The 14,067-nt window shown below is 32.4% G+C and carries 11 protein-coding genes; all 11 read left to right on the top strand.

The window, feature by feature from the left end; all coding sequences use genetic code 11:
• The first annotated feature begins 81 nt into the window (after window positions 1-81).
• The 11 genes from codY to RSD37_RS05260 all read left to right on the top strand — a co-directional run bounded on the left by codY (window position 82) and on the right by RSD37_RS05260 (window position 13,915).
• The gene (gene codY / locus RSD37_RS05310) at window positions 82-855 is read left to right on the top strand and encodes a GTP-sensing pleiotropic transcriptional regulator CodY (RefSeq protein WP_346945666.1); all 774 of its coding nucleotides are present in this window, start codon (window positions 82-84) and stop codon (window positions 853-855) included.
• Window positions 856-1,074: 219 nt separating this feature from the next.
• Complete coding sequence (rpsB, locus tag RSD37_RS05305) at window positions 1,075-1,776, top strand: 30S ribosomal protein S2 (protein WP_346945665.1); 702 nt, start codon at window positions 1,075-1,077, stop codon at window positions 1,774-1,776.
• A gap of 130 nt (window positions 1,777-1,906) precedes the next feature.
• Complete coding sequence (gene tsf / locus RSD37_RS05300) at window positions 1,907-2,827, top strand: translation elongation factor Ts (protein WP_346945664.1); 921 nt, start codon at window positions 1,907-1,909, stop codon at window positions 2,825-2,827.
• Between the two features lie 181 nt (window positions 2,828-3,008).
• Window positions 3,009-3,731: a UMP kinase gene (gene pyrH / locus RSD37_RS05295; protein ID WP_346945663.1), complete on the top strand. Its 723-nt coding sequence runs from the start codon at window positions 3,009-3,011 to the stop codon at window positions 3,729-3,731.
• 17 nt (window positions 3,732-3,748) lie between these two features.
• Window positions 3,749-4,306, top strand: coding sequence for a ribosome recycling factor (gene frr, locus RSD37_RS05290; RefSeq protein ID WP_346945662.1), 558 nt, complete (start codon window positions 3,749-3,751; stop codon window positions 4,304-4,306).
• 93 nt (window positions 4,307-4,399) lie between these two features.
• Window positions 4,400-5,152 (top strand): isoprenyl transferase, encoded by a 753-nt coding sequence (locus tag RSD37_RS05285; protein WP_346945804.1) that lies wholly within the window; start codon window positions 4,400-4,402, stop codon window positions 5,150-5,152.
• 16 nt (window positions 5,153-5,168) lie between these two features.
• Window positions 5,169-5,966, top strand: coding sequence for a phosphatidate cytidylyltransferase (locus tag RSD37_RS05280; RefSeq protein ID WP_346945661.1), 798 nt, complete (start codon window positions 5,169-5,171; stop codon window positions 5,964-5,966).
• Between the two features lie 317 nt (window positions 5,967-6,283).
• Window positions 6,284-7,438, top strand: a complete 1,155-nt coding sequence (locus tag RSD37_RS05275) for a 1-deoxy-D-xylulose-5-phosphate reductoisomerase (protein WP_346945660.1) — start codon at window positions 6,284-6,286, stop codon at window positions 7,436-7,438.
• Window positions 7,439-7,502: 64 nt separating this feature from the next.
• Window positions 7,503-8,504 (top strand): RIP metalloprotease RseP, encoded by a 1,002-nt coding sequence (gene rseP, locus RSD37_RS05270; RefSeq protein WP_346945803.1) that lies wholly within the window; start codon window positions 7,503-7,505, stop codon window positions 8,502-8,504.
• Between the two features lie 9 nt (window positions 8,505-8,513).
• Window positions 8,514-9,563: a flavodoxin-dependent (E)-4-hydroxy-3-methylbut-2-enyl-diphosphate synthase gene (ispG, locus tag RSD37_RS05265; protein WP_346945659.1), complete on the top strand. Its 1,050-nt coding sequence runs from the start codon at window positions 8,514-8,516 to the stop codon at window positions 9,561-9,563.
• A 17-nt stretch (window positions 9,564-9,580) separates the two neighbouring features.
• Window positions 9,581-13,915: a PolC-type DNA polymerase III gene (locus tag RSD37_RS05260; RefSeq protein WP_346945658.1), complete on the top strand. Its 4,335-nt coding sequence runs from the start codon at window positions 9,581-9,583 to the stop codon at window positions 13,913-13,915.
• The last annotated feature ends 152 nt before the right edge of the window (window positions 13,916-14,067 follow it).

Below are 14,067 nucleotides of genomic sequence, written 5' to 3'. Positions count from 1 at the left end.
AAATATTTCGAATTGTTTAATAAAGGGTGAGATAATTTACTCACATTACAGTTGAAAGCAAATATACAAGGAGGAATAGCAGTGTTATTATTAGATAAAACAAGAAAATTAAATAAGATACTACAGAAATCAGGTTCAGAACCGGTGGTTTTTGATGATATATGCGGAATTTTAAGCGAAGTATTAGATTGCAATGTATATATAATTAGTAGAAAAGGAAAGGTCCTAGGATATGATTTATCTCATGGATTTGAATGTGAGAATGTTAAGAAACAAGTAGTTCAGGATAAAAGGTTCCCTGAGGAGTATAACAACAAATTATTAAACATTGATGAAACTAAGTCAAACATACCAAATAAGAGTATTTGTGTTTTTTCAAACGAGATTAAATGCAATTATGAAGATATGCTATCGACTATTGTTCCAATTAATGGTAATAGGGAAAGATTGGGAACTTTATTACTATCTAGGTTTGGAAGAGAATTTACTGAAGATGATTTAGTTATTGCAGAGTACAGCAGTACAATCGTAGGTATGGAAGTGTTAAGAGCTAAAACAGTTCAGATTGAAGAAGAAGCTAGAAAAAAAGCTATTGTACAATTAGCTATAGGGACTTTATCATATTCAGAGCTAGAGGCTGTTGAGCATATATTTAATGAACTTGATGGAAGTGAAGGATTGCTAGTTGCATCTAAAATAGCAGACAAAGTTGGAATAACTAGATCAGTTATAGTAAATGCATTAAGAAAGTTTGAAAGTGCTGGAGTTATAGAATCAAGATCGTTAGGAATGAAGGGTACACACATAAAAATCCTTAATGATAGATTGATGGATGAATTAAACAAAGTTAAATAAATAATAAAAAATAGAAATCCTAAATTTGGGATTTCTATTTTTATGTAACTTTAAATAACTATTTAATATATTTATAAAACTTATTGAATAGTTATTTTAAATGTGATACAATACACAAAGTAAGAAAATACACACACTACTTTATTTATTGAAAGGTGCCTTCAGGGGTCTTTAATAAAAATGATGGTAGTGGAGGAAAAAACCAGGAGGTATATTAAAATGGCAGTTATTTCAATGAAACAATTATTAGAAGCAGGTGTTCACTTTGGACATCAAACAAGAAGATGGAACCCTAAAATGGCTCCTTACATCTTCACTGAAAGAAATGGTATATACATCATCGACTTACAAAAAACAGTTAAGAAAATCGATGAAGCTTACGATTTCATAAAATCAGTATCAGAAGAAGGAAAAGATGTATTATTTGTTGGAACTAAGAAGCAAGCTCAAGAAGCTATCCAAGAGGAAGCCATCAGATCAAGCATGCACTTCGTAAACAACAGATGGTTAGGTGGAATGTTAACTAACTTCAGAACTATCAAAACAAGAATTGGTAGATTAGAAGCATTAGATAAAATGGAAGAAGATGGAACATTTGAAGTTCTTCCTAAGAAAGAAGTTATAAACCTTAGAAATGAAAGAGAAAAACTAGAAAAAAATCTTGGCGGAATCAGAAACATGGAAGCTGGCAACATAGGTGCATTATTCATAGTTGATCCAAGAAAAGAGAAAAATGCTATACTTGAAGCTAAAACATTAGGAATTCCAGTAATAGCTATAGTAGATACAAACTGTGATCCTGATGATGTTGATTATGTAATTCCAGGAAACGATGATGCTATAAGAGCAGTTAAATTAATAACAGAAAGATTAGCAGATGCTATAATCGAAGCTAGACAAGGCGAAGAAGTAGCTGAATAATATATAAAATCTTTTAAACTTAATTTTAAACAGCCTCATCTATGGTTGTAAAACATATGAAATTTCAAAGGTAGATGAGAGAGAAATCTTTCATTTACCTTTTTATTAGGAAATTTAAGGAGGAATAAATATGATAACAGCAGCAATGGTAAAAGAATTAAGAGAGAGAACAGGATCAGGAATGATGGACTGTAAGAAAGCTCTTAGTGAAACAAACGGAGATATGGATAAAGCAATCGAAGTTTTAAGAGAAAAAGGATTAGCAGCAGCAACTAAAAAAGCAGGAAGAATAGCAGCAGAAGGTATGGTTACAACATACATATCTGAAGATATGAAAATAGGAGCAGTAGTAGAAGTTAACTGTGAAACAGACTTTGTTGCAGCTAATGAGGACTTTAAAGCTTTAGCAACTAATGTAGCGAAAATGGCAGCAGCTACAAGTGCAACAACAGTAGAAGTATTATTAGCAGAAAAATATATCGCAGATGAAAGCATAACATTACAAGATGCAGTTACAGCTTTAATTGCAAAACTAGGCGAAAACATGTCTGTAAGAAGATTTGAAAAGTTTGTAGTTAACAATGGAGTAGTTCAAAGTTACATCCATGGTAATGGTAAAATAGCTGTTTTAGTTCAATTAGCATGTGAAAAAGAAGAAGCAGTATTACAAGTAGTTGCTAAAGATTTAGCAATGCAAGTAGCAGCAGCTAACCCATTATTCTTAAATAAAGATCAAGTAGATAATGAATCTTTAGAAAAAGAAAAAGAAATATATAGAGTTCAAGCTCTTAACGAAGGAAAACCAGAAAATATCGTTGATAAAATGGTAATGGGAAGAATAAACAAATACTACAAAGAGGTTTGCTTAATAGATCAAGTATGGGTTAAAAATGGAGATTACACTATAAGCAAATATGTTCAAGAAGAAGGAAAGAAAATTGGAGCAACTATAGAAGTTGTGAGATTTGCTAGATTTGAAAGAGGCGAAGGAATCGAAAAAGCTGAAGAAAACTTTGCTGAAGAAGTTCAAAGACAAGTTCAAGGAAAATAATACAAGAAAATAAAAGAGAACCTAGGTTCTCTTTTTTTAAAATCTATATGTAGGTATAATTATTAGTGAAGGTATTTTATAAAATGATTTTAAGTAATTTGAACTAATAGAACATTATGATTTAGTTTTATTTTGAATTACTCTAGGTGTAAATATATTGAGTTGGAGGTATAATATATATATGGGAACTGCGAAATATAAGAGGGTCATGCTTAAACTTTCAGGAGAGGCATTAGCTGCAGAAAAAGGATATGGCATAGACTTTGATACAGCTAACACTATTGCGTTACAAATTAAAAAATTAGTAGATATGGGTGTTGAAGTAGGTGCAGTTGTTGGTGGTGGAAACATATGGAGAGGCAGAAGTGGTGAAGGTATGGATAGAACCACTGCAGACTATATGGGTATGCTTGCTACGTGTATCAATGCTTTAGCATTACAAGATTCTTTAGAGGGTATAGGGGTTAATACAAGAGTTCAAACAGCTATTGAGATGAAAGAAATAGCAGAACCTTATATCAGAAGAAGAGCAATGAGACATCTTGAAAAAGGTAGAGTTGTAATATTTGCAGCAGGAACAGGAAATCCATATTTCTCCACAGATACTACGGCTGCTTTAAGAGCAGCAGAGATAGAGGCAGAAGTTATTCTATTAGCTAAAAAGGTTGATGGCGTATATAACAAAGATCCTCACAAATATGAGGATGCTATTAAGTTTGAAAATTTATCTTATATTGAGGTTCTAGAAAAGGGATTACAGGTTATGGATTCTACAGCAACTTCGTTGTGTATGGATAACAATATTCCAATACTTGTATTTGGTTTAGATGAGCCGGAAAATATTATAAGAGCAGTAAATGGTGAAGATATTGGTACTTTAGTATCATCTAATATATATAAATAATAGGTGGAGGTAATTTTATGGTAAAAGATATCATTAAAAATGCTGATGAGAAAATGAATAAGACTATTCTAAGTTTAAAAAATGAACTTGGAACATTAAAAGCTGGAAGGGCAAATCCGACTATGCTTGACAGAATTCAAGTGGAAAGTTATGGATCTATGGTTCCGCTAAATCAAGTTGGAAGCGTATCCGCACCAGAGTCAAGAGTACTTGTGATTCAACCTTGGGATAAGAGTTCTATAAAAGATATAGAAAAGGCAATTATGAAATCAGACTTAGGCATTAATCCAAGTAGTGATGGTCAAGTTATAAGATTAATTGTACCAGAATTAACAGAAGAAACTAGAAAGAATTTAGTTAAATCCGTTAAGAAATCTGGAGAAGATGCAAAAGTTGCTGTAAGATCTATAAGACGTGATGCTAATGATAAAATAAAAGCATTAAAGAAGAATAGTGAAATAAGTGAAGATGAAAGCAAAAAATCTGAAGACACTGTTCAAAAGGAAACTGATAGATTTATAAAATTAATTGATAAAATGATTGAAGAAAAAGAAAAAGAAATTATGAAAGTATAGATAAGATAAAACCTGCAGACATGCAGGTTTTATTACTAAGTATTATGATATAATAACATAATAATACTTGGAATGGAGAGGTAGACTTTGAATATGTTTAAACTAAAAAAGCAAAGTAAAAATAATGAAGAAATAGATCTAGATATGAATAGAATACCAGCCCATATCGCTATAATTATGGATGGAAATGGAAGATGGGCGAAGGAAAGAAAACTTCCAAGAACTATGGGTCATAGAGCTGGTATGAAAAACATAAAAATAGTGGTTAAGGAAGCAAGTGAATTAGGTGTGAAATACTTAACACTATATGCATTTTCTACAGAAAATTGGAAGAGACCAGAAGCTGAAGTTGGAGCATTGATGGATTTAGTAGTAGAGTTTATAGATAAAGAATTTGATGAACTGCATAAAAATAATGTAAGACTTAATTCTATAGGTGATATAAGTAAACTTCCAGATAAATCAAGAAATTCTATTGAGGATGCTAAAGAAAAGACAAAGAATAATACAGGATTAACCCTTAATATAGCACTAAATTATGGTGGAAGAGATGAGATAATCAAAGGAATACAAGAAATAGCTGAATTGGTTTTGAAAGGTAAATTAAAAATAGAAGATATTAATGAATTAGAGATATCTAATCACTTATATACAAAAGGAATGCAAGATCCTGATATTATAATAAGACCGAGTGGAGAGTTAAGACTTAGTAATTATCTATTATGGCAGAGTGCATATTCTGAATTTTGGTTTTCTAACATAAATTGGCCTGACTTTACGAAGAGTGATTTAAGAAAAGCAATTTTCGATTTTCAACAGAGAGATAGAAGATATGGTGGAGTATAATTAAGAGGTGAAGTAAATGAATCAACGATATATAGGAGCTTTAGTTTTAGCTCCATTGCTGCTATTTATATTTTTAGGTGGATACTTTCTAAAAATTTCAGTAGCACTATTGTCTCTAGGGGGTATGTATGAGTTTTATAAGGTAAGCAAAATAAGTGGATACAAACCAGTTGCTTTTATAGGGTACATTTTATGTATAGCTTATTATATGTATATAGGTAATGGTTTTGATTTAGGAGTTGCAGTAGGTGTATTTACTTTAGTAGTATTGTTACTTATGATAGTGCCAGTAATAAATACAGAAAGAAACTTTATCGATATAGGTCTTACTATTCTTCCGTGCTTTTATGTAGCAATTTTTTTCAGCTTTATATTATTACTTAGCATTAAAACTAATGGAAACTACTTTGTATGGCTTATATTTATATCTTCGTGGGGTTGTGATACCATGGCATACTATTTTGGAAGATATTTAGGGAAGCGTAAACTGGTACCGAAGGTTAGTCCCAAAAAAACTGTAGCAGGTGGGATAGGTGGATTATTAGGAAGTGTTTTAGGATGTACTATTTTTGGATTTGTAATAGCTAGATATGATGTAAATGTACCACTATATCATTATGTTGGGATAGGTATTTTAGGTGGAATATTTGGACAGTGTGGAGATTTTGTAGCTTCATCCATAAAAAGACATACTGGCGTTAAAGATTACTCTAATTTAATTCCTGGGCATGGTGGTATTCTAGATAGATTTGATAGTATATTATTTGTATCTGTAGTGGTTTACTACTATATAAGTATATTTGCTATAGCATAAATATTATATAAACAGAGCTGTGAAGTTAAGTAAGCTAGTATGTGGTATAAAACCATATGCTAGCTTTTAATTATACAGAGAAATTTAAAAGTAATTTAACTATTAAGATTTTGTATTCCTAGCTGTTATAAGGTATAATGTTTGTATATTTAGCTAATGTCAATTGAACATAATAATCAAGGATTAAGTAGGCTAGGTGTAAAAATATAATCATAATAAATTGTTTAATATGTATAACATATACATTCGGTTTAAATAATAAAATGTAAAACCTAACCAACAGTGAATTGAGGTTAAACTTTAAAGGAGAGATACTAGTGAAGAATATAAGTATACTTGGAGTTACTGGATCTATAGGAACACAAGCATTAGATGTGATAAGAGATGAGGAGAATGGAATAAGACTTATAGGAGTAACAGCTCATAGAAACTTTAAGAAGTTAGTGGATATTATAGATGAGTTTAGTCCAAAATATATAGGGGTAACAGATGATGAGTGTTATGAAAAGATTAAGATGTACTGTGAGGAAAATAACAAAAAAGTAGAAATATTTCAGGGGGAGGAAGCTTTAGAACAGGTTGCAACATTAGATGAAATAGATACAGTTTTAACTTCTGTTGTGGGAATTGCAGGATTAAAACCAACTATAAAAGCTATAAGGGCTAAGAAAAATATAGCATTAGCAAACAAAGAAACCTTGGTAGTTGCAGGCGAGATAGTTATGAGGGAAGCTAAAAAAAATGGGGTTGAAATACTACCAGTAGATTCAGAGCATGGAGCTATATTTCAATGTATGCAAGGTAATGAAAAGAAAGCAGTAAGCAAAATAATTCTTACAGCTTCAGGGGGACCTTTTAGAGGTAGATTAAGAGAAGAACTTATAAATATAACACCGGATCAGGCGCTAAAACATCCAAAGTGGAATATGGGAAGAAAAATTTCTATAGATTCATCAACCTTAGTAAATAAAGGACTTGAGGTAATTGAAGCACATTTTCTCTTTGGTGTTGAATATGATGATATAGAGGTTATAGTACATCCTCAAAGTATTATACACTCCATGGTAGAATACATTGATGGATCTATTATTGCACAGCTTGGAAGTACAGATATGAGGCTTCCAATTCAATATGCATTAAGCTATCCCAAGCGTAAAAGTGCGGTGGCTGATAAGATTGACTTTAGGAATATAGCACAGTTGACATTTGAAGAACCTGATATAAAAACTTTTAGGTGTCTAGAACTGGCATTTAAAGCTGGAAAACTTGGGGGTAATATGCCAGCAATATATAATGGAGCTAATGAAATTGCTGTTGAGTTATTTTTAAATGAAAAAATAGCTTATCTACAAATTGAGGAAATAATAGAAGCGTCTATGAATAATTTTTCTTATGTTAAAAATCCAAATTTGGATCAGGTTTTAGACATAGACAATAAAGTAAGGGAATATGTTTTAAAGAGATATGCATAGAAGTGCATAGTGGAAGGGGAGAAGTGTGTTGCAAAGTATAATATCTAATATACCGTATATATTAATGGCATTACTTGCATTTAGTTTACTAATTATTGGTCATGAATTTGGACATTTTATAATGGCGAGAGTAAATGGGGTTAAGGTTCTAGAGTTTTCCTTAGGAATGGGCCCAAAACTATTTTCCGTAAAGGGAAAGGAGACAGAATATCTTATAAAAGCTCTTCCTATTGGTGGATATGTAAGGATGTATGGAGAAGAAGATGATGTTAATGTAGTCGATGATAGGGCATTTTCAAATAAAACATCTTTTCAAAAATTAACAATAGTGGCTGCTGGACCTATTATGAACTTTATAATAGCTATATTGTTATTTAGTGTTGTAGGTGGTTTTCAAGGGCATAGCACTAATATAATTGAGAGCATTGTAGCTGATTCACCAGCTATGGAGTCTGGTTTACAACCAGGAGATAAAATAACAGAAGCTAATGGTAAAATGGTAACAACTTGGGAGGATTTCCTTGGTGAAGTTATTGTAGAAGAAGGTAAACCTCTTAATATGCAAGTAGATAGAAATGGTGAAAAGCTTGAGTTTCGTTTAACTCCAGAGTTAAATGAAGAGGAAGGCAGATATATGGTAGGCATATATTCCAAAGTGAAGGAGCCTAACTTTATAGAGTCCGTTAGTTACGGAATTAATCAAACAGGAAGTACCATAAGACAAACTTTTGGATTTTTTGGGCAACTATTCAGAGGGAAGGTTTCATCAGATGATGTGGGCGGACCTATAAGTATAATTAAGATCTCTGGAAGAGCAGCACAACAAGGTATACTTACTCTATTAAATATTATGGCCTTGTTTAGCGTTCAGTTAGCGATATTTAATGTAATACCTTTTCCAGCCTTAGATGGAGGATGGATATTCCTATTATTATTCCAAATCATAACGGGTAAGGAAGTTGATAAGGAAAAAGTTGCAACAATAAATTATTACGGATTTTTAGCGTTGATGGGACTTATGGTCTTTGTACTAATAAAAGATATTATAAATCCTATTCAATTTTAGGGGGATACTATGAAAAGGCGAGAAACTAGAAAAGTTAAAGTTGGAGATATATACATTGGGGGAGATTCAAAAATATCAGTACAGTCCATGACAAACACTGATACTAGAGATGTGAAGGCTACCGTAAATCAAATTAAACAGTTACAGGAATGTGGTTGTGATATCGTAAGATGTGCAGTACCTGATATGGAAGCGGCAGAAGCTATAAAAGAGATAGTTAAGCAAATAAATATTCCACTAGTTGCAGATATACATTTTGATTACAGATTAGCTTTAAAGGCTATGGAAAATGGTATTTCAAAGCTAAGAATAAATCCAGGAAATATTGGGGACATAAGTAGAGTTGAAATGGTTGCCAAGATGGCAAGGGAAAAGAATATTCCTATTAGAATAGGAGTTAATTCAGGATCTTTAGAAAAAGAGATATTAAGTAAATATGGTAAGGTGTGTAGTGAAGCACTTGCCGAAAGTGCCCTTAACCATGTTAAGATTTTAGAGGCTGTAAATTTTGAGGATATAATTATATCAATAAAATCCTCGGATGTAGTTCAGATGATAGATGCATATAATATAGTCTCAGAAAAAACAAACTATCCATTACACATAGGAGTGACAGAAGCTGGAACTATTTGGCGTGGTTCTATTAAGTCAAGTGTGGGGATAGGAGCACTTCTTGCACAAGGAATAGGGGATACACTTAGAGTATCACTTACCGGAGATGTGCGAGAAGAAGTTAAGGTAGGGAAAGAAATATTGAAGTCTCTTGGATTGATAAATAATGGAATTAAGTTTGTATCTTGCCCAACTTGTGGAAGGACACAGATAAACCTAATAAAAATTGCTGAGGAAGCGGAAGAAAGACTTGGTCATATTGATAAAGATATTAAGGTAGCTATAATGGGCTGTATTGTTAATGGACCAGGAGAAGCTAGAGAAGCTGATGTTGGAATAGCTGGTGGAAATGGTGAAGGTCTTATCTTTAGAAAAGGTGAGATTCTAAGAAAAGTTAAGGAAGAGAATTTATTAGATGAATTAATAAAGGAGATAGAAAATCTATAGAATAGGGGGGTGCTGCAATGACTTTATCAGAACTTCTAGGATATGATAGTAGGTTTCCTATTTATGAAGATATCATAATATATAAGGTTCAATACCTAAAGCAGAGTGAAAAGGTAAAAGTAGTATTAAAACATAAAAATTCTTTAAACGATGGAATTAAAAATGAAATAGCTACTGTAGTACAAAATAAGCTTAGTGATTTAGGGATTATAGAGACTTTATGGTATAAAGATGTAGAGAATGTTAGAGTAGAAGATGTGGTAGGAGAGTATTGGATAGATGTGGTTAACTCTCTTGCCTCATCTTTTCCTTCTGCAAAAACTAGTCTGCTTAAGGCTCAAAAAACATTGGATGAGGATAAAATTAGAATAGGTATATCTAATGAATTCATTTCTAGAATGTTAAATACTAAGGGCCTAGATAGATTGTTGAAAATAGAAATATATAATATGTTTAATGTGAAAATTAATGTTGAGATATATTATGATGAATCTGCAATAGAAGATGATTATATATTAGAGAAGGAAATTGAAGAAAAGAGAATAGTCAGTGATATTATAGCGAATAGTCCTAAACCATCTAGTAAACCTAGTGAGAAGAGTAAGGATAAGCCTAAGGATAGCAAGGGAGAGAAAAAGAATAACCCTTGGAAGGAAAATTATAAAGGAAGAAGTAAAGAATCTTTAGATGCAAATGTAGTTTACGGAAACAGAAATATAAATGAAGAAGTTACTGAAATTGTAGAATTAAATATGGGTTCAGGAAGAGCTGCAATATCTGGTGATATATTTAAGGTTAATATATTTGAGGCTAAGAGTGGAAAGATTTATCCTTCTCTATATGTAACTGACTATACAAGTTCAATAACTGTAAAAATGTATTCTAGAAATAACGAAGAAGTGGAAAAATTACTTGAAGAATTAAAGCCAGGAGTATGTTGTAAGGTATATGGTGAAGTTGAAATTGATAGATTCTCTAAGGATTTAGTGCTTAATGCTAAATCTATAGTTAAGCTTAAGTCCAGTGAGAGAATGGATAGTAGTGAAGTTAAAAGAGTAGAACTTCATGCCCATACTACTATGAGCTCCATGGATGGAATAGTATCAGCTTCAAAACTTGTTGCTAAAGCAGCTAAATGGGGACACAAAGCAATTGCCATAACAGACCATGGAGTGGCACAAGCTTTTCCAGAAGCGATGGATGCAGGGAAAAAGCATAATATAAAAATAATATATGGAGTGGAAGGCTATTTAGTAAATGATGGAGTTGCCATTGGTACTGGATGTAAAGGAAAGAATTTTGATGACACTTATGTAGTATTTGATATAGAAACTACAGGATTTTCCAGTAACCAGGATAGCATTATAGAAATAGGAGCAGTTAAAATAGAAAATGGACGGATAGTTGATAGGTTTAATGAACTTATAAATCCTAAAATATCCATTCCTTATAAGATAACTGAACTTACAGGAATAAATAATGATATGGTTAAGGCGTGTAAAACAATAAATGATGTGCTTCCTAGATTTTTGAGTTTTGTCGGAGATGCAATAGTTGTAGCTCATAATGCTGACTTTGATACAGGATTTATTAAGACAAATTGTAGAAGACTTGGGTTAAAGTTTGAAAATGGAGTGATAGACACTTTACCTCTAGCAAGATTTTTATTTCCAGATTTAAAGAAGCATAAACTTAACGTTATATGTGAGCATTTAAATATATCACTTGAAAATCATCATAGAGCAGTAGATGATGCTAAGGCTACTGGAGATATACTTTTAAAATGCTTTGAATTGTTGGAAGAAAAAGAGTTGTTCAATATAGATTCATTAAATAAGGAGTATTTAAAGTTCTTTGATATTAAAAAAGCTCAAACTTACCATGTTATAATTTTAGCTAAGAACCAATGCGGATTAAAAAATCTGTATAAATTAATTTCTCATTCGAATCTAGATTATTATCATAGAAGACCTAGACTTCCTAAAAGTGTCATAGAAGAATTTAGGGAGGGTCTAATTATTGGATCTGCCTGTGAAGCAGGAGAGGTATTTAAAGGGGTTTTAGGTGGAAAAACCTTTGAGGATATGGAAAAGATAGTTGAGTTTTATGACTACTTGGAAATACAGCCTATTGGCAATAATGAATTTATGATAAAGAAAAATATGGTTAAGGATGATGAAGGACTTAGAGATTTAAATAGGAAAGTATGTGAACTTGGAGATTTTTATAATAAAAGAGTTGTAGCAACTGGAGATGTACATTTTTTAGAGCCTAGAGATGAAGTGTATAGAAGAATTTTAATGGCAGGTAAAGGCTTTGATGATGCGGATTCACAGCCACCATTATATTTAAAAACCACTACAGAGATGTTGAGGGAGTTTTCTTACTTAGGGCAAGAGAAGGCCATGGAGGTTGTAGTGAAAAATCCTCAGTATATTGAAGAACAAGTTGAGAATGTTAAACCTATACCCGATGAGACTTATGCACCAAAGATTGAAGGTGCAGAAGATGAAATAAGAAATATGACCCTCAATAAGGTGAAATCAATATATGGAGATAATCTTCCAGAGGTTATTCAAAAGAGGCTTGATAAAGAGTTAAATTCTATTATAAATAATGGATATGCAGTGCTTTATTTAATAGCACAAAAGTTAGTAGCAAAATCTATCAGTGATGGGTATCTGGTTGGTTCAAGGGGGTCTGTTGGATCTTCCTTTGTAGCAACCATGACTGATATAACAGAGGTTAATGGTCTTCCACCTCACTATGTATGTCCTAATTGTAAAAACAGTGAATTCATTATGGATGGATCCATAGGTTCTGGAGTAGACTTGCCAGATAAAGATTGTATAAAATGTGGAACACCTTACATTAAGGACGGGCACGATATACCTTTTGAAACCTTCTTAGGATTTGAAGGAGATAAGGAGCCTGATATAGACCTTAACTTCTCAGGAGATAACCAAGGAGATATTCATAGATATACGGAGGTGCTCTTTGGAAAGGGGCATACTTTTAAAGCGGGAACAATAGGAACTATTGCAGATAAAACTGCCTATGGGTATGTTAAAAAGTATTTAGATGAAAGAAATATAAATACTACTAATGCTGAAATAGAAAGATTGACAATTGGATGTACTGGAGTAAAGAGGACTTCAGGACAACATCCAGGTGGAATAATGGTTGTACCTAGCGATAATGAAATATTTAACTTCTGTCCTATACAACATCCTGCAGATGATCCGAATTCTGATATAATAACAACACACTTCGATTATCACTCTATAAGTGGACGGTTACTTAAGTTAGATATACTAGGACATGATGATCCAACTATGTTAAGAATGCTTCAAGATATAACTGGAGTAAATCCTCAGAGTGTACCACTTTCAGATTCCAAGGTTATAAGCTTGTTTACTGGAACTAAAGGTCTTGGATTAACACCAGAAGAACTAGGATGTGAAGTTGGAAGCTACGGAGTACCAGAGTTTGGAACTAAGTTTGTAAGACAGATGCTACTGGACACACAACCTAAGTCTTTCTCAGATTTAGTTAGAATTTCTGGACTCTCACATGGTACAGATGTATGGCTTAACAATGCGCAGTACTATATAAAAGAAGGCTATACAACACTAAAAGATTGTATCTCTACCAGAGACGATATCATGGTTTATCTAATATATAAAGGCTTAGAGCCTAAGCTAGCATTTACCATAATGGAAAAGGTTAGAAAGGGAAAGGGAGTATCTGAAGAATTCGAAAAAATCATGAGGGAGAATAATGTACCTGATTGGTATATTGAATCTTGCAAGAAGATTAAATACATGTTCCCAAAAGGCCACGCCGTAGCATATGTAACTATGGCTGTTAGAATAGCTTATTTTAAAGTTTATTATCCCAAGGCATATTATGCAACATACTTTACTGTAAGAGCAGATGACTTTGATGGGGATTTAGCTATAAAAGGGGAAGAAGCTATAAAATATTCAATGGATGAATTAAATGGATTAGGGAATAATATTGGTACAAAGGAAAAAGGTCTTCTAACTGCACTGGAATTATGTTATGAGATGTATAAGAGAGGTATAAAATTTTTGCCTGTAGATGTATATAAATCAGATCCAGTAAAATTCATTATAGAGGGAGAGTATATTAGAATTCCAATGAGTGGACTTGTTGGGGTTGGAGTAAATGCCGCTAATGGTATTGCAGAAGCTAGAAAAGATGGAGAGTTTATATCAAAAGAAGATCTTAGAATTAGAAGTAAAGCAACAAAAACCGTAATTGAAGCTTTGTATAATCATGGAGCTATAGGAAATCTACCAGAGACAAATCAACTAAGTCTTTTCTAGTTCAACATAAAACTTGAAAAAAATTCCTCAATAGGTGTAGTGTGGATAACAAAGGCGAAACTGTTAAAAACATTGCATAACAAACATACCTATGCTATAATTATAGGTAATCAAGTGAGTTACAATAATAATCTTTTGAGGAGAGTAGGATT

This window comes from Clostridium sp., assembly GCF_036646415.1.
Taxonomy (GTDB): domain Bacteria; phylum Bacillota; class Clostridia; order Clostridiales; family Clostridiaceae; genus Clostridium_J.
This window is presented reverse-complemented; position numbering and strand designations above follow the sequence as displayed.